Here is a 17,671-nt window from a genome sequence, read left to right as displayed (position 1 = left end):
TCTGTTGGGACACGGCGTACGCGGTCGGGGGGCCTGCGCTGGCCCGGTGCAAGACTGGTACGCATGCCTGAGCTGCGGTCGAAGACCTCCACGCACGGTCGGACGATGGCCGGTGCCCGGGCCCTCTGGCGGGCCACCGGGATGACCGACGACGACTTCGGCAAGCCGATCGTCGCCATCGCCAACAGTTTCACCCAGTTCGTACCGGGTCACGTCCACCTCAAGGAGCTCGGTGGCCTCGTCGCCGACGCGGTGGCCGAGGCCGGCGGCGTCGGACGGGAGTTCAACACCATCGCCGTCGACGACGGCATCGCGATGGGCCACGGCGGGATGCTCTACTCGCTGCCCAGCCGGGAGCTCATCGCCGACGCCGTGGAGTACATGGTCAACGCGCACTGCGCGGACGCGCTGGTCTGCATCTCGAACTGCGACAAGATCACCCCGGGCATGCTGCTCGCCGCGCTCCGGCTCAACATCCCGACCGTCTTCGTCTCCGGCGGCCCGATGGAGGCCGGCAAGACGGTGGCGATCGAGGGCATCGTGCACAGCAAGATCGACCTGATCGACGCGATGATCGCCTCGTCGAACGAGGCGGTCACCGACGACCAACTCGGCGAGATCGAACGCTCCGCCTGCCCGACCTGCGGCTCGTGCTCCGGGATGTTCACCGCCAACTCGATGAATTGCCTCACCGAGGCGATCGGGCTGGCCCTGCCGGGCAACGGCTCGACCCTGGCCACCCACGCCGCGCGGAAGTCGCTCTTCGTCGAGGCCGGCCGCACGGTCGTCGAGATCGCCAAGCGGTGGTACGACCAGGACGACGCCTCGGTGCTGCCCCGGTCGATCGCCTCCCGGCCGGCTTTCGAGAACGCGGTCGCGCTGGACGTCGCGATGGGCGGCTCCACCAACACGGTGCTGCACCTGCTCGCGGCCGCCCGCGAGGCCGAGCTGGACTTCGGCGTGGCCGACATCGACGCCATCTCCCGCCGGGTCCCCTGCCTGGCGAAGGTCGCCCCGAACTCGCCCCAGTACCACATGGAGGACGTGCACCGCGCCGGCGGAATCCCGGCGATCCTCGGCGAGCTGGACCGGGCCGGCCTGCTCCACCGCGACGTCCACTCCGTGCACTCGCCCTCGCTTCCGCAGTGGCTGGCCGACTGGGACGTCCGGGGCGGCTCGGCCCGACCGGAGGCGCTGGAGCTGTTCCACGCCGCACCGGGCGGGGTGCGCACCACCGAGGCGTTCTCCACCACCAACCGCTGGTCGTCCCTGGACACCGACGGGGCCGGCGGCTGCATCCGGGACGCGGCGCACGCGTACTCCGCCGACGGCGGGCTGGCCATCCTGCACGGCAACCTCGCGCCGGACGGCTGCGTGGTGAAGACCGCCGGGGTGCCCGAGGAGTGCCTGACCTTCCGCGGCCCCGCGAAGGTCTACGAGTCGCAGGACGACGCGGTCACCGCGATCCTGGCCAAGGAGGTCGTCGCCGGTGACGTTGTGGTGATCCGGTACGAGGGGCCGAAGGGCGGTCCCGGGATGCAGGAGATGCTCTACCCCACCTCGTTCCTCAAGGGTCGCGGGCTCGGCCGGGCCTGTGCGCTGCTCACCGACGGCCGGTTCTCGGGCGGCACCTCCGGCCTCTCCATCGGGCACGCCTCCCCCGAGGCGGCCTCCGGCGGGCTGATCGCGCTGGTCCAGGAGGGCGACGAGATCGTGATCGACATCCCGGGCCGGTCGATCGAGCTGAACGTTCCCGAGGACGTGCTCCAGGCCCGCCGCGTCGCCGAGGAGAAGCGCGACCGCCCGTACACGCCGGCCGACCGGCAGCGGCCGGTCTCGGCCGCACTGCGGGCGTACGCCTCGATGGCCACCTCGGCCAGCGACGGCGCCTACCGGCGCGTCCCGGAGTAGCCGGTGGGGCCCCCTGCCGTCGCATCGCGTGGCAGGGGGCCTCATCAGCAGGTGAGATAGTCGTGCCGCGTCTCAGTACCCGACCAGGGCGATGAGGAGAAACGACAGCGCGCCGACGAGAAGCACCGTGCCGTACCGATCGCGACGACCGCGCTCACCGCGACGGCACGGGCCCGGGCCGGAAGGTGCGACTGGTGTCGGCGTCGAAGACCGTCGGGCTCAGTGTGCGGCGACGGGGGCCCACGGCTGGGCCCCGCCGAGCGCGACGGTCCGGGCGTAGCGGACCGCGCTCGAGGCGTCCGGAAAGACCAGACCGTCGCGGCGGAGTTGCTCGGCGACACCGAGGGCGGTGAGAACCTCGTCGTGACGGGGAGCGATTCCGGAGAGCAGCACGGTGATCCCGCGGCCCTGCAGCCGTAGCACGGCGTCGCCGAGGACCTGCGCACCAGTGGCATCGATCGTGGACACCCGGGACATCCGCAGGATGACCACGCGGACGTCGGCGACGTCGGAGAGCTGCCGTAGGAAGTTGTGTGCCGCAGCGAAGAAGAGTGGGCCGTCCAGCCGGTACACCACAATGTGCTCGGTGAGGAGCGCGTGCTCCTCGGCGCTGTGCGCGCCGCGGTCGAACGGCACCTGCTCCACCCGCGCGGCCCGGGTCACCGCGCGCAGCGCGATGATGATCGCCACGCCGACCCCGACCGCGACGGCGGTGACGAGGTCGAGCGCCACGGTCACCGCGAAGGTGAGCATGAGCACCAGGGCGTCGCCGCGGGTCGCCCGGGCCAGTGCCCGGATCGAACCGGTTTCGACCATGCGCACGGTGGTGGCGAGCAGGACGCCGGCCAGCGCGGCGAGCGGGATCCGCCCCACCACCGGCGCGGCGACCAGCACGATCCCGGCGAGCGCGACGGCATGGGTCAGCGCGGCGAGCTTCGAGCGGCCGCCGGCGCGGACGTTCACCGCCGTACGGGCGATGGCGGCGGTCGCCGGTACCCCGCCGAACACCGGTGCGGCCAGGTTGGCCAGGCCCTGCCCGAAGAGTTCCCGGTCCGGGTCGTGGCGTTGGCCGGTGGTCATCCCGTCAGCGACGGTCGCACTGAGCAGGCTCTCCAGCGCGGCGAGCGCGGCCACGGCCAGAGCGGACGGGAGGAGCATTCCCATGGCGCCCAGGTCGAGGAAGTCCAACGACGGCGCGGGCAGCCCGGTGGGCAGCGCGCCGATCCGCGCCAGATCCACCGGGAGGACCTCGGCCAGGCCGGTGGCGAGGGCGACCGCGGCGAGCGAGAGCGGCCAGCCGGGCCGCCACCGGGCACCGAGCAGCATCAGCGCGGCGACCGCCAGCGCCAGCGTGAGCGGAGCCGGGTGCGGGTGGGCCGCGAAGCGGACCACGGCGTCGACGGCGACCGCCCACACCCGCTCGCCCTCTGCGTCCTCGACGCCCAGCACGGCCGGCACCTGCTGGAGTGCGATCACCACGGCGATGCCGGCGGTGAAGCCCTCGATCACCGGCACGGGGAGGTAGCGGACGTATCGACCGAGGCGGGCGACCGCGAGGATGATCAGCAGCAGCCCGGCCAGCACGCCGACCGTCAGCACACCACTGGCACCGAAGCGCTGGACCACCGGTACCAGCACCACGGTCATCGCGCCGGTCGGGCCGGAGACCTGGAGGTTGGAGCCGCCGAAGACCGCCGCCACCGCGCCGGCGATCACCGCGGTGACCAGCCCCGCCTCCGCGCCCAGGCCGGAGGTGACCCCGAAGGCCAGGGCGAGTGGGAGGGCCACCACCGCCACGGTCAGCCCGGCGATCACGTCACGGCGGGGTGACCGGCGTAGGGCCCCCCAGTCCTCGCGCTGCGGCAGGAGGCCGAGTAAGCGGTCGCGGATCGACCGGAACACGTCACTCACCCGGCGGGCCGGTGCGCAGTTCGTCGAGGAGGGCGTCCCGGTCGCTGAGGACGGCGCCGAGGATGCGTCGCCCGGCAGCGAGCAGGTCGGCCACGTCCGGGGTGCTGAGCTGGTACATAACGAGCGGACCGTCCCGCCAGGTGCTGACCATGCCGGCGCGGCGCAGCACCGCGAGCTGCTGGGAGAGGTTGGACGCCTCGACGTCGATCGCGGCGAGGAGGTCGCGTACCGGCTTCGGTCCGTCTTGGAGCAGCTCCAGCACCCGGATCCGCACCGGGTGCCCGAGCGTACGGAACAGCTCCGCCTTGGCCTGGTACAGCGGTACCGACATCCCCACCCCCCTCTGGACGACCCTGAAGACTTTAGCAGTTGCAAAATTCTTCAAGTCGGTGGGGTCGGCGGGGCCCCTCCACCTCGGGTCTGGGAAGGAGCCCCTGCGCTCAGATGTCGTTCACGCAGCGCAGCACCGGGCGGCTCGTCAGGGCCGCCGGGTCCAGCGCGTGCGGGGTGCGCACGTGGAACGTCGCCGACTCGCCGGGCAGCAGGGTGACCAGGACCTCGTCCACCTCGGCCGCCGGGTCGAGGCGGTCCGGGAAGAGGCTGAGGTCGCGCAGGACCGTGCCGGCGGTGACCCGCACCCGGTGCCCGCCCTCGGCCGGCTCGACGACCGCCTCCCACTCCGCAGCCGGCCAGTCGATGTCCCGGTCCTCCGCGAAGAACCAGAAGGCCCGCGCGGTGCCGTCTCCCGCGTCGGCGACGACCAACTCCCGCCGGGCGTCGTCCGGCCGGGCCAGCTCCGCCGGCAGCGCCAGCGTCACCGTGCCGTACGCGGGGACGTCCAGCGGCATCGTCGCCTTCGCCCGTGGCTCGCCGGTCAGGCTCACCCGGTCCACGGAGACGGTGGCCCGCCACGGGGTCCCGCCGTCGTTGACGGCGACCAGGACCAGCCCGCCGTCGCGGGGCTGGACGGTGAGCAGCCGGTCGGCGTACGCGCGGCGCAGCGCGTGCCAGAGCGGCTTGCGCCGGCCGTCGCCGTCCACCGCCGACCAGGAGGTGACCGGCCAGCAGTCGTTGAGCTGCCAGACGATCGTGCCCATGCAGACCGGGCGCAGCGACCGGAAGTGCTCGACGCCGAGCTGGATCGCGCGGGCCTGGTTGAGCTGGGTCAGGAAGTGCCAGTCGTCGAAGTCGCGGGGCGCCGGCAGGTGCGCGTCCAGGCCGCGCTGGAGCTTGGCGTCACCGCCGGTCGCCTTCTGGTGGTGGGCCATGCCCGGCGAGTCGGGCGCGAGCGGCTCGTCGGAGAGCGCCCGGCGCAGCGTGGCGTACGCGGGCGGCGCCTGGTAGCCGAACTCGGCCACGAAGCGCGGCGTGTAGGCGCGGTACTTCGTGTAGTCGTCGGTGTTCCAGACGTCCCAGATGTGCGTGGTGCCGTGCGCCGGGTCGTTCGGGTGCAGGTCCTCCCGCCCCGACCACGGGCTGCCCGGCCAGTACGGCCGGGTCGGGTCCAGCTCGGCCACCACGCTGGGCAGCAGCTCCAGGTAGTAGCCGCGCCCCCACGTGCGCCCGGCGAGCGGCTCCTGCCAGTCCCAGTCGTGCCAGCCCCAGATGTTCTCGTTGTTGCCGGTCCAGAGCACCAGCGACGGGTGCCCGGTCAGCCGGGTGACCTGCTCCCGCGCCTCCGCCTCGACCTCGGTGCGGAACGGCTCCTCCTCCGGGTAGGCGGCGCAGGCGAAGAGGAAGTCCTGCTGCACCAGCAGCCCCAGCTCGTCGGCGAGGTCGTAGAAGTCCGTGGACTCGTACCGGCCGCCGCCCCAGACGCGCAGCAGGTTGACGTTCGCCTCGATGGCCTGGCCGAAGCGCTCGGCGAGCCGATCGCGGGTGATCCGGGTGGGAAAGGTGTCGTCGGGGATCCAGTTGACCCCGCGGACGAAGACGGGGATGTCGTTGACGTGCAGGGTGAACGCGGAGCCGTGCGCGTCCGGCGCGGTGTCCAGGCGCACCGAGCGGAAGCCGATCCGCCGCGTCCAGTCGTCGAGGGTGGAGCCGGCCTGGTCGAGCAGGGTCACCACCAACGGGTACCGGGTCGGTTCGCCGTGCCCGCGCGGCCACCACCGGGCCGGCTCGTCGACGGTGAGGGTGAGCACCGCCGCGCGCTCCCCCGCGGGGATCGTCACCGCCGCCACCACCCCGGCCACCTCGGCGCGCACCGTCAACGGTTCGTCGCCGGCCCGCTCGACCTCCACGTGCACCTCGACCCGTCCGTCGGCGCCGTCGAGGGTCACCAGCGGGCGTACGCTCGCCAGCCGCGCGGTCGACCAGGCGTGCAGCGTGATCTCCTGCCAGATGCCCGCCGTGACCAGGGTCGGCCCCCAGTCCCAACCGAAGTTGCAGGCCATCTTCCGGATGAAGTGGAACGGCTCCGGATAGGCGTTCGGCCGGTCGCCGAGCCTCTCCTGCTGCGCCTGCGCGTACCGGTAGGCGGAGTCGAACCGTACGGTCAGGGTGTTGTCGCCGGCCCGCAGCAGCGACCGGAGGTCGAAGCGGTAGCCGCGGTGCATGTTCTCGGTGCGGCCGACCTCGACCCCGTTGACGGCGAGCGTGGCGACCGTGTCGAGCCCGGCGCAGACCAGGTCGATCCAGTCGGCGCCGTCCGGCTCGTGCCGGAAGGTGGTCTCGTAGACCCAGTCGGTGCGCCCGATCCAGGTCAACCTGGACTCGTTGTCGTCGAGGAACGGGTCGGCGATCAGGCCGGCGTCGAGCAGATCGGTGTGCACGCAGCCGGGCACCGTCGCCGGGATCTCCCGGTCGGCGACCTCCGGCGGTACCTGCGACCCCGGTACCGCCCGCAGTACCCAACCCTCGTGCAGCGGTTGCTGGCTCACGATCTCACCGCGCCTTCCCCTGATCTCCGGACGGTCCAGGGTACGGCGGGGCCTACCCGTCACCGAGACGCGGAGGGGAACTCCTCGAGGTACGCCTCGACCCGCTCCGCCGTCGCCGGTCGGGCGAGCGCGAAGCCCTGCCCGTACCGGCAGCCGGCCCGCCGCGCGCCCTGCACCTGGGCGGACGACTCCAGCTCCTCCGCCACGATCTCGACCCCGAGCCGGTCACCGACGTTCACCACCACGTCGATGAGGGGCCGCTGCGCGTCCGGCGCCGGATCGACCAGGCCGGCACCGACCTTCAACAGGTCGATCGGCAGCCGCCGCAGCTGGGCCAGCGAGGCGTGCTCGGGGCGGAATTGGTCCAGGGCGGTACGCACGCCGAGCGACCGCAGCCCCGCCAGCCGGGCGACCACAGTCGACAGTTCGCCCACGATCCGCGGCTCGGCCACCTCGACGACCAGCTGCTCGGGCGGCACGCCGTACGCGGCCAGCACCGCCGCCGTGCGCTGCACGTAGTCCGGAGTGGTCAGCTCGCTCGTGGTCACGTTTATCGACATCCAGAGCTGGCGGCTGTTCGCGGACCACTCGGCGAGCTGCCGGCACGCCCGGTCCAGCACCCACCACTCCAGCTCCCCCACGATGTCGAGGTCCCGGGCGACGGGGAACAGCTCGTCGGGGAGCACCGTGCCGAGCACCGGGCTACGCCAGCGCAGGAACGCCTCGGTACCGACCGGCTGCCGGTCGTCCAGCCGCAGCACCGGCTGGTAGACCAGGTCCAGCTCGCCCCGGGCGACCGCACCCGGCAGCTCCCGCTCCAGGTCGAGCCGGCGGACCAGCTGCTCCTCCAGGAACGCGTCGTACCACTCGACCCGGTCCCGGCCGAGCTGGACGGCCCGCCGCCGGGCCAGGTCGGCCTGCCGCAGCACGTCCTGCGGCGAACCGGTGGCGACCTCGGCGAGGCCGATGCTCGCCGGCACCTGGAGCGCCGCTCCGCCGAGCTGGTAGGGCTGGGTGAGCGCGGCGAGCAGGCGCTCGCCCAGCGCGTACGCCCGCATCGGTCCCGCCTCGGTGACCACCGCGAACCCGGCATCACCCACCTGCGCCAGCAGGTCCCGCCGGTCGACCACCGCGCGGGCGCGCCGCACCGCCTCGGCGAGCACACCGGCCCGCCGCGCCGGTAGCCCGGCGCCGTCCGGCAGGTGCAGCTCCACCACGAGCAGCGCCCCGACGGGCATCGGGTTCCCGCCGAGCACGGTGAGGGCCCGCAGCAGCGCGGGCCCGTCGGCGAGCCCGTCGAGCGGCTGCGGCAGCGGGGCGGCCACGAGGCTCGCCGGAGCGGCCGCGGTGGCCGGCGACGGCGACTCGCCGGCCGGGGCGGCGACCCCGGTCGGTTCACCGCGCTGACGTTCCGGGCGCGCCTCCCCGGCGCGGAGCAGCTCGCGGAGCACGAGGGGCGGGACGGCCGCCAGGGCGAGCAGCACGGCGGTCCGGTCCGTCGGCAGACCGGCGTCGAGCTGCCCACCCACGGCCGGCAGCAGCGCCACCGCCGGCACCACCGCCCGGAGCCAGCCCGGGGCCGGGTGGAGGGCCGCGGGCTCGGCGGCGACCGCCCGGGCCGCGCCGGCGGCTAAGAGCAGCATCCCCACCAGCAGCGGCGGTACGGCAAGCAGCAGCGGCCACTGCGCCGCCGGGTCGAAGACGGCGAGCAGCACCAGCCCGAGCAGGGTGAGGTGCAGCCCGCCCCGGCAGGTCGCCGCGCCCGGACGGCGATGCGCTCCGGTCAGCGCGGTGAGTCCGGCGACGCCGAGTACGCCGAGCAGGGCGGCCGCGGCGAGCCGCTCCGGTGCCGAACCGGTCGCCGGGGACAGCAGCAGCCAGCCGGCGAGGACCAGCCCGGCCGCCGGGGCGCCCGCGTCGGCGAGCCGGCGCAGCCGGACCCGGGCCGGTGGCCGCGAGCGTCCGGGCAGGCCGCGCAGACCGAGCAGACCGAGCACCGCGACCACGACCAGGCCGGCGGCGGTCGCCGCCCGCCGCTGCGGGCCCAGCAACGGCAGCACCGCCGCGGTGAGCCCGGCCGCCACCACGGCGGCGTCGAGCAGCAGGACGGCGGGGCGTCGGTGGGCGGTAGCGCTCGGTGTCGAGCGCGCCTCGACGGCGGCTCCGGCCGGCGGACGCGGCTCGCGACCGGGGAGGCGGACGGCGAGCCGGGTGAGCCGCACCCCGGCGAGCGTGGCGCCCGCACCGGCGGCGAGGGCGACCACCGCCGCGGCCGGGAGCAGTCGGGTGGTGCCGGCGAACAGGAGCAGCACGACCGCCGCGAGCACGGCGCCCTCCGGCACCGTTCGACGGAGGAGAGGGGCGCGGAGCGGGGCGGCGAGGGGCACGGCGGTCGCCTTCGTGAGGGGGCACGGGGGCGGTGCGGCGGTGCGGGCATCGGACGGCGAGTCCACTGCCCATTGTTCGGAAACGAGCCGCCTGGGGCAGCGGTTACGCGCGGAACGCCGACCAGATCAGTGACTCATGTCACTATTTGCGTGCGTCGGCCGCCGAGATGCCGCCCGACGCGCGAACCTGCCGGCGGAGGTGGGATCATCGGAGGGTGACCAAGCCCGCCACCGTCCGCTTCCGGCACAACCAGGCACTCCTGGCCGCGGCGATCATCGCCTTCTTCGGCGCCCTGCCGCTGGCCGACGTCCGGGCGTACCTGCTGCCGGTGCTGCTCATCCCGCTCGCCGTCGGCGTCTGGGCGTGGCGGGCGGGCACCGACGCGGACGCTCGGGGGCTGAGCGTGCGCGCGCTGGCCGGTCAGCGTCGGATCGCCTGGGACAAGGTGGTCGAGCTGGCCACCGACCCGCGCGGGCGGGCGGTGGCCCGACTCGACGACGGCCAGCAGATCGTCCTGCCCGCGGTACGCGGCGCCGACCTGCCCCGGTTGGTCTCGGCCACCGGCCAGACCCTTCCCGACGCGGCCGGCTGAGTCACCACGCGACGGCGGTACGACCTCGGCGGCCGGCTCAGTACCCGTCGACCACCGTGTTGATCAGCGGCTGGCCGGCCGCGAACCGCCGCACCTGATCCCCGACGAGCCGGTACGCCCGGGGCAGCAGGCCCCGCACCGACCCGGCGACGTGCGGGGTGATCAGCACGTTGGGCATCTCCCACAGCGGATGATCGGCGGGCAGCGGCTCCGGATCGGTGACGTCCAACGCGGCGTGGAGCCGCCCGGTGGCGAGTTCGGCGGTCAGATCGTCGGTCCGGGCCACCGGCCCCCGCGCGGCGTTGACCAGCAGCGCGCCGTCCCGCATCGAAGCCAGGAACTTCGCGTCGATCAGCCCCCGGGTCCGCTCGGTGAGCGGCACCAGGACCACCACCACGTCGGCCTCGGGCAGCAGCTGCGGCAGCTCGTCGACCGAGTGCACGCCCTGCTCGGGCCGGGCCGTGCGGGCCACCAGCGTGAAGCTGACCCCGAACGGGGCGAGCCGGTCGCGTACCGCCGTGCCGATCGAACCGGCGCCGACGATGAGCACCCGCTTGCCGGTCAGCTCATCGGTCGGGGTCACCTCGCCGTACGCCCACTCCCGGCGGGCCTGCGCCCGGACGAACGCGGGGAACGACCGCAGCTGGGTGAGGATCGCGGTGACCACCCACTCGGCCGTCGACGGGTCGTGCACCCCACGGGCGTCGCAGAGCGTCACACCCTCGGGCGTCCGGTCCACCCAGGCGTCCGCGCCGGCGGAGAGCAGCTGCACCACCTCGAGGTCGGGCAGCTCGTTCAGGAACGCCGCGGCGTCCCCGCCGGAGAGGAAGGGCGGCACCCAGAACCGGACGCCGGCCGGCTCGGACGGAAGCTTCTCCGGTTGCTCGGCGACCTCGACGGTGATCTCCGGGGGCAGCTCGCCGAGGAGCGACAGCCCGGCCTCGTGCGGAATCCATACCTTCACGCCCGCCGACGATAGCCTCGCCGGTGACCACGTCCGCCGCCGGCACCCGCACCCGGCGCCTCCACCACCCGGCGCGTTCGTGCGACCGTCCACGGCGAAGCGCCACACAGCGCGCCCGCAGCCGCCTGGCGGGATACCCTGGGCCGGGTGAGCGCCCGTCCCCCGTCCCCCCGCGTCCGCCGCGCCCGTGGGGCACTCGCGGCGTGTTGCGCGGCTCTGCTGCTGGCGGCCACCGGATGCAGTTTCGGCGAGCCGGACCCCGACCCGGCGGGCGAACCGCCGAACTTCCCCACCCCCTCCACCTCGACCAGCCCGGGCGGGGCCGGCCGGCAGGCGGTCGCCACGGTGCTGGCCAAGGGCCTGCGGGTGCCGTGGGCGATCGGGTTCCTGCCCGACGGCGGCGCCCTGGTCACCGAACGGGACAGCGGCCGGATCCTGAAGGTCGGCCCGGAGTCCGGGCCGGACGGGCTGCGGGTGACGGTCGCGCAGACCGTCCCCGGCGTGGCCGCGGCCGGCGAGGGCGGGCTGCTGGGCATCGCCGTCTCCCCGGACTACCAACGGGACCGGACGCTCTTCGTCTACTACACGACGGAGCAGGACAACCGGATCGCCCGGCTCCAGCTCGGCGGCGAGCCGACGCCCATCGTGACCGGCATCCCGAAGGCCTCCGTCCACAACGGGGGCGGGCTCGGGTTCGGGCCGGACGGCCAGCTCTACGCGAGCACCGGCGACGCCGGGGAACGCCCGAACGCGCAGGACGTGAAGAGCCTCGGCGGCAAGATCCTGCGGATCACCCGGGAGGGCAGACCGGCGGCGGGCAACCCCTTCCCCAACTCGCCGGTGTGGTCGTTGGGGCACCGCAACGTGCAGGGCTTCGCCTGGGACGCCGCCAAGCGGATGTACGCGGTGGAGTTCGGCCAGAACACCTGGGACGAGATCAACCAGATCGTCGCGGGGAAGAACTACGGTTGGCCGGTGGTCGAGGGGCGCGGCGACGACAAGCGCTACGTCAACCCGATCACCCAGTGGCCGACCTCCGACGCCTCCTGCTCGGGGCTGGCCGCGGTGGACCGACTCCTGGTCACCGCCTGCCTGCGCGGCAAGCGGCTCTGGGTGGTCGAGCTGACCGACACGGGCACCACGCTCGGCCAGCCGCAGGAGCTGCTCGGCAACCGTTACGGGCGCCTTCGGGCCGTGGCCGCCGCGCCCGACGGGTCGGTCTGGGTCTCCACCTCCAACCATGACGGGCGGGGCGACCCGGTGCCGGAGGACGATCGCCTGCTGCGGCTGGTCTTCGCCGACGGCGGAGCCGGGCGGAGCTGACCCGGAGGGTCGACATTTCCAACATGGACGGCGAACAGCACGAGCCGCAGGCCACCGACGGGAAGGCCCCGGCGGCCCGCCGGCGTTGGCCGCTGCGGCGCGGCACCGACCGGACCGGTCGGCGCACTCCGCTGCGGATGGCCGGGGTGACCCTGGCGGTGCTGCTGGTCACCCTCGCCGGGGTCACGCTCGGCGTGCTCGCCGGCGGCCGGGTCGACACGGACATCGGCCCGTTCCAGGCGACCCTCACCCTGACGCCGGACACCTCCGGCGGGACCACCGTCGACATTCCACCGCTCGGCGCCCTGCTGCTGGACAGCCACGACGGGCCGACCCACCTGACCGTCCGGCTCGGCGCGCTCGACCAGGGACGTACCGAGGCGTTGATCGACGACCCGGCGAGCATCCAGCGGGCCAGCATCTCGGCGGTGGAGGACGTCCGCTCCGGGGTGATGCGGCTCGGTCTGCGTACCGTCGCCTCCGCGGTGCTGGCGACCCTACTGCTGGCCGCGTTGGTCTTCCGGAACGTGCGCCGCACCGCGGTGGCCGGCGCGCTCGCGTTGGGCGTCACCCTCAGCACCCTGGGCGCGGCCGCGGCGACGCTGCGTCCGCAGGCGATCGAGGAGCCACGGTACGAGGGGCTGCTGGTCAACGCGCCGGCGATCGTCGGTGACGCGCGGCGGATAGCCAACGACTACAGCCGGTACGCCGAGCAGCTCCAGCGCCTGGTGGGCAACGTCAGCCAGCTCTACACGACCGTGTCGGCACTGCCGGTCTTCGAGCCGGCACCCGAGTCCACCCGGGTGCTGCACGTCTCCGACATGCACCTCAATCCGACCGGATGGCAGCTGATCAGGACGGTGGTGGAGCAGTTCGACATCGACGTGGTGATCGACACCGGGGACATCACCGACTGGGGCAGTGAGCCCGAGGCGTCCTTCGTGGGCTCGATCGGGGTGCTGCGCAAGCCCTACGTCTACATCCGGGGCAATCACGACTCGGCCCGGACCGCCGCAGCCGTCGCCCGGCAGCCGAACGCGATCGTGCTGAACAACTCGATCACCACGGTCGCCGGGCTGACCATCGCCGGCATCGGCGACCCGCGGTTCACCCCGGACAAGAACACCTCGCCGGCGGGCAGTGGGCTGACCCAGCAGGTGGCCGATCAGGTCATCGGGGCCGGCGAGCAGCTCGCCCAGACGATCGGCAGGTCGCCGCGCCCGGTGAACATCGCGCTGGTCCACGATCCGGCGTCGGCCGGGCCGCTCTCCGGCACCTGTCCGCTGGTGCTGGCCGGGCACACCCACGCCCGGCAGGTCTCGAAGCTGCCTGAGCAGCCGGGGCGGATGGCGACGCAGCTGCTGGTGGAGGGCTCCACCGGCGGCGCCGGGCTGCGCGGGTTGGAGGGTGAGAAGCCCACTCCGCTGTCGATGAGCGTGCTCTACTTCGACCGGGACAAGCTGCTGCAGGCGCACGACGACATCACCGTCGGCGGCACCGGCGAGGCCCAGGTGAACCTGGAACGTCATGTGATCCAGGACCCCAAGGCGGGCGAGCAGGTTCCGGTCAGCCCGACGCCCACCCGCTGAGCCCCGTCCGGTGGTGACTTTCAGTCGCGCCGACCCGGACCCGCCCGGCCGCTGCCGGCGGTGACGGGCGGGGTCGCGGGCGGCGGCGGGTCAGCGGCGGAGGGAGAGCGCGGCCAGCGCGGCGTTGACGATGCTGCCGGGAAGCAGGTCGTGCAGCTCGTACAGCTCGGCGACGCTGCCGGACTGGCCGAACTCGTCCACCCCGAGCGGCACCGTCGGCACCCCCAGGGCCGAGCCGAGCCAGGCCATCGCGTGCGAGGCCGCGTCGTGCACGGTCACCACCGGCGCGCGGTCGTCGAAGGCCGAGCGGAGCGCGCCGGGCACGCTCGGTACGGTCGCCGTCCGCACGCCCTGCCGCAGGGTGCGCTGCCAGGCCCGGTAGATCCGGTCCAGCGAGGTGATGTCCACGACGTGCGCGGCGATGCCCTCGTCGGCCAGCTCGGCGGCGGCGGTCAGCACCTCGGGCAGCACCGCGCCCGACGCGGCCAGCTGCACCACCGGCGCGTCCGCCAGGTGCGGGTACGCCTGGTGGGCGTCGACCAGCCGGTACGCCCCGGCGACCACCTGCCGACGCAGCACCGCGTCGCCGAGCCGGGCCCGCGCCGCCTCGAACGGCGCCTGGTCGACGGGGCGGGTGCTGAGGCGGAAGTAGTACGCCCCGTCCTCGGCCGGTGCCGCCGTCACCGACGGCGCCGCCCCACCCGCCACCTGACCGAGGGCGTCGCAGAGCAGCCAGTCCAGGGTGACCGCGTACGCCGGCTCGATGAAGGTCACCCCCGGCAGCTCCAGCCCGACCGAGGCGGTGATGGTCGACTGGTGCGCACCCCCCTCGGGGGCGAGGGTGATCCCGGACGGGGTGCCGGCGACCACGAAGCGGGAACCCGAGTACGTCCCGTAGAGGAACGCGTCCAGGCCACGGAGCACGAACGGGTCGTACACCGTGCCCACCGGCAGCAGGGGCTGGCCGGAGAGGTCCCACGCCAGGCCGAGCTGCCCCAGCAGCAGGAACAGGTTCATCTCCGAGATGCCCAGCTCGATGTGCTGGCCGGCGGGGCTCTCGGTCCAGCGCAGCATCCGGTCCTCGGTCCAGGAGCGCTGGGCGGTCGGCGCGAAGACGCCGGTCTTGTTGATGAAACCGGCGAGGTTGGTGGAGGTGGCCACGTCGGGCGCGGTGGTCACCAGGTACCGCCCCAGCTCCGGGTCCCGGGCCAGGTCCACCAGGACCCGGCCGAACACCTCCTGCGTGGAGATCGGCTTGTTGGCGCGTACCTTCGTGGTCTCCGGGACGGTGACCCCCAGCGCACGCTCGCGCGGCGGTCGGGCCAGCGCCTCCCGGCGCTCCCCGGCCCGGATGCCGGCCGGCGACGCCGGGTCGAGCCGGTCCCACTCCGTCTCCTCGGTCAGGCCGTGGGCGGCGCGCAGCGCCTCGACCTGCTGCGGGGTGAGCAGCGCCGAGTGGTTGCGCGGGTTGCCGGCGATGGGCAGACCCCAGCCCTTCACCGTGTACGCGAAGACCACGCTGGGTCGGTCCGTGACGGCGTCGCACTGGGCGTACGCGTCGAGCAGCGCCGTGAGATCGTGCCCGCCGAGGTCGGTGACGAGCGGACCCAGCTCGTCGTCGGGAACGTCCGCGATGAACGTGGCGACCGCCTCGGGGGCGCCGTCGAGGAACTGCAGGCGCAGCTCCGGCCCGGCGAGCCCGAAGAGCGACTGGTACTGCTCGTTGGGCATCGCGTCGATCCAGTTCCGCAGCGCCTCCCCGCCCGGGCGCTCGTACGCGGCGGCGAGCCGGCGACCGTACTTGACCTCCACCACGTGCCAACCGGCCGCCTCGAACTGGCCCCGCCACTGGTTGATCCGCACGCCGGGGACCACCCGGTCGAGTGACTGGCGGTTGAAGTCGACCAGCCACATGACGTTGCCCAGCCCGGTGGTGGCCGGGTCGGCGACGGCCTCCCAGATGTTCCCCTCGTCCAGTTCGGCGTCACCGATCAGCGCGACGAACCGGGACCGGGGCCGGGGGCCGAAGTGCGCGTCCACGTAACGGCGGGTGGCGGCGGCGAAGAGCGGCGCCGCCGCGCCGAGGCCGACCGAGCCGGTGGAGAAGTCGACCCCGTCCGGGTCCTTGGTGCGCGACGGGTAGGACTGGAGACCGCCGCGCGCCCGCAGCCGGGGCAGGTACGAGCGGTCGAGGTTGCCCAGCAGGTACTGGATGGCGTGGTAGACCGGCGAGGCGTGCGGCTTCACCGACACCCGGTCCGCGGCGTCCAGGTGCGCGAACCAGAGCGCGGTCATCGCGGTGACCAGCGAGGCGCTCGACGCCTGGTGCCCGCCGACCTTCACGCCGTCGCCGGCGTCGCGGTCGTGGTTGGCGGCGTCCACGATCCGGGTGGCGAGCCAGAGCACCCGCCGCTGAATCTCGTCGAGGACGTCCAGGTCGTGCTGGTTCACGGGAACTCCATCCGGGCGTCGCCGTTGACGCCCACGTGCGGGGGAAGCGCCGTCCATCACCCGGTGATCACAAGGTTGACGGCGGCCCCGGAGTCGGCGGCCGCCGCCCACCTCATGATCATCGGTTCGGCGCGGAAGGGGAGGGAAGGGTCAGGCTTCGACGTTCAGCCGGGCCAGGATCAGCTCCCGGACGGTCTTCGCGTCGGCCTGGCCACGGGTGGTCTTCATGACCGCGCCGACCAGCGCACCGGCCGCCGCGACCTTGCCACTGCGGATCTTGTCGGCGATCTCCGGGTTGGCGGCGATCGCCTCGTCCACCGCGGCGGTGAGCGCGCCGGTGTCGGAGACCACCTCCAGGTTCCGGCTCGTCATGATCTCGGTCGGCGAACCCTCGCCGGCCACCACGCCCTCGAGCACCGTCCGGGCCAGCTTGTCGTTGAGCTTGCCGGCGTCGACCAGGCCCTGCAGCTCCGCGACCTGCTCCGGGGTGGCGCCCACGTCGACCAGCTCCACGCCGGTCTCGTTGGCCCGCCGGGACAGCTCACCGAGCCACCACTTGCGGGCCGCGGCCGGAGTGGCGCCGGCGGCCACGGTCTGCTCGATCAGCTCGACCGCACCGGCGTTGAGCACCGACTGCATGTCCAGGTCCGACAGGCCCCACTGCTCCTGGAGCCGCCGGCGGTGCACCCGGGGCAGCTCCGGCAGGGCCGCCTTCAGCTCGGCCACCCAGGCCCGGTCCGGCGCGATCGGCACGAGGTCCGGCTCCGGGAAGTACCGGTAGTCGGTCGCGGTCTCCTTCGAGCGGCCCGGGGTGGTGTCCCCGGTGTCCTCGTGGAAGTGCCGGGTCTCCTGGGTGATCCGGCCCCCCGCGTCGAGCACCGACGCCTGCCGCAGCATCTCGGAGCGGACGGCCCGCTCCACCGAACGCAGCGAGTTGACGTTCTTCGTCTCGGTCCGGGTGCCCCACTCCTGACCGGGCAGGTTCAGCGACGTGTTCACGTCGCAGCGCAGCGAACCCTCCTCCATCCGGACGTCGGAGACGCCGAGCGAGCGGATCACTTCCCGCAGTTCGTTGACGTACGCCCGGGCGATGTCGGGTGCGAGACTGCCGGTGCCGGGGATCGGCTTGGTGACGATCTCCACGAGGGGGATGCCGGCCCGGTTGTAGTCCACCAGCGACTCGGTTGCGCCGTGGATCCGGCCGGTGGCGCCGCCGACGTGCAGCGTCTTACCGGTGTCCTCCTCCATGTGCACCCGCTCGATGCCGATGCGCACCGTCTCGCCGTTCACCTCGACGTCCAGGTAGCCGTCGACGCAGATCGGCTCGTCGTACTGGCTGATCTGGAAGTTCTTCGGCATGTCCGGATAGAAGTAGTTCTTCCGGGCGAACCGGCACCAGTCCGCGATCGAGCAGTTCAGCGCGAGACCGATCCGGATCGTCGCCTCGACGGCCGCCTTGTTGACCACCGGCAGCGAGCCGGGCAGGCCGAGGCAGACCGGGCAGACCCGGGTGTTCGGCTCGCCGCCGAAGTCGGTCCGGCAGCCGCAGAACATCTTCGTGCGGGTGCCGAGCTCGACGTGGGTCTCCAGGCCGATCACCGGTTCGTAGCGCGCGACGACGTCGTCGTACGAGGGCAGTGTCGTGGTCATCGGAGCTCCT

The 17,671-nt window shown here is 73.6% G+C and carries 11 protein-coding genes; 4 read left to right on the top strand and 7 right to left on the bottom strand.

Features of this window, described 5'->3' with window-relative positions:
- Nucleotides 1–63: 63 nt before the first annotated feature.
- A complete protein-coding gene (gene ilvD, locus D7044_RS21285; protein WP_120677420.1) occupies nt 64–1,911 on the top strand; it encodes a dihydroxy-acid dehydratase in 1,848 nt (615 codons plus the stop codon).
- Nucleotides 1,912–2,130: 219 nt separating this feature from the next.
- Here the strand turns inward: ilvD and D7044_RS21280 are convergent, their stop codons facing one another.
- The 4 genes from D7044_RS21280 to D7044_RS21265 form a co-directional block, all read right to left on the bottom strand.
- The gene (locus D7044_RS21280; protein ID WP_407663341.1) at nt 2,131–3,813 is read right to left on the bottom strand and encodes a SulP family inorganic anion transporter; all 1,683 of its coding nucleotides are present in this window, start codon (nt 3,811–3,813) and stop codon (nt 2,131–2,133) included.
- A gap of 1 nt (nt 3,814) precedes the next feature.
- On the bottom strand, nt 3,815–4,153 hold the full coding sequence (locus D7044_RS21275) for an ArsR/SmtB family transcription factor (protein WP_120690011.1): 339 nt from the start codon (nt 4,151–4,153) through the stop codon (nt 3,815–3,817).
- 109 nt (nt 4,154–4,262) lie between these two features.
- A complete protein-coding gene (locus D7044_RS21270) occupies nt 4,263–6,704 on the bottom strand; it encodes a glycoside hydrolase family 2 protein (RefSeq protein ID WP_120690010.1) in 2,442 nt (813 codons plus the stop codon).
- 59 nt (nt 6,705–6,763) lie between these two features.
- The gene (locus D7044_RS21265) at nt 6,764–9,046 is read right to left on the bottom strand and encodes a GGDEF domain-containing phosphodiesterase (RefSeq protein ID WP_233565074.1); all 2,283 of its coding nucleotides are present in this window, start codon (nt 9,044–9,046) and stop codon (nt 6,764–6,766) included.
- Between the two features lie 260 nt (nt 9,047–9,306).
- Here D7044_RS21265 and D7044_RS21260 point away from each other — a divergent pair, with 260 nt between their 5' ends.
- Nucleotides 9,307–9,684 carry a PH domain-containing protein gene (locus D7044_RS21260; RefSeq protein WP_120677430.1) on the top strand — a complete coding sequence of 126 codons (378 nt, stop codon included), beginning with the start codon at nt 9,307–9,309 and terminating at the stop codon, nt 9,682–9,684.
- A gap of 37 nt (nt 9,685–9,721) precedes the next feature.
- On the opposite strand, the gene D7044_RS21255 is transcribed toward D7044_RS21260, so the two are convergent.
- A complete protein-coding gene (locus D7044_RS21255) occupies nt 9,722–10,648 on the bottom strand; it encodes a 2-hydroxyacid dehydrogenase (RefSeq protein ID WP_120690008.1) in 927 nt (308 codons plus the stop codon).
- Nucleotides 10,649–10,795: 147 nt separating this feature from the next.
- On the opposite strand from D7044_RS21255, the gene D7044_RS21250 reads away from it, so the two are divergent.
- Entirely contained in the window at nt 10,796–11,971 is a 1,176-nt protein-coding gene (locus tag D7044_RS21250; protein ID WP_120690007.1) for a PQQ-dependent sugar dehydrogenase, read from the top strand.
- A 23-nt stretch (nt 11,972–11,994) separates the two neighbouring features.
- Nucleotides 11,995–13,560, top strand: coding sequence for a metallophosphoesterase (locus D7044_RS21245; RefSeq protein WP_120690006.1), 1,566 nt, complete (start codon nt 11,995–11,997; stop codon nt 13,558–13,560).
- Nucleotides 13,561–13,650: 90 nt separating this feature from the next.
- Here the strand turns inward: D7044_RS21245 and D7044_RS21240 are convergent, their stop codons facing one another.
- Nucleotides 13,651–16,011, bottom strand: a complete 2,361-nt coding sequence (locus D7044_RS21240; protein WP_120677438.1) for a transketolase-like TK C-terminal-containing protein — start codon at nt 16,009–16,011, stop codon at nt 13,651–13,653.
- Nucleotides 16,012–16,161: 150 nt separating this feature from the next.
- On the bottom strand, nt 16,162–17,661 hold the full coding sequence (gene gatB / locus D7044_RS21235) for an Asp-tRNA(Asn)/Glu-tRNA(Gln) amidotransferase subunit GatB (protein WP_120677440.1): 1,500 nt from the start codon (nt 17,659–17,661) through the stop codon (nt 16,162–16,164).
- Between the last annotated feature and the right edge of the window lie 10 nt (nt 17,662–17,671).

The sequence above is a fragment of the Micromonospora musae genome, from assembly GCF_003626635.1.
Classification (GTDB): Bacteria; Actinomycetota; Actinomycetes; order Mycobacteriales; family Micromonosporaceae; genus Micromonospora; species Micromonospora musae.
Note: the sequence above shows the minus strand (reverse complement) of the source record. Positions and strands in the feature narration are given on the sequence as shown.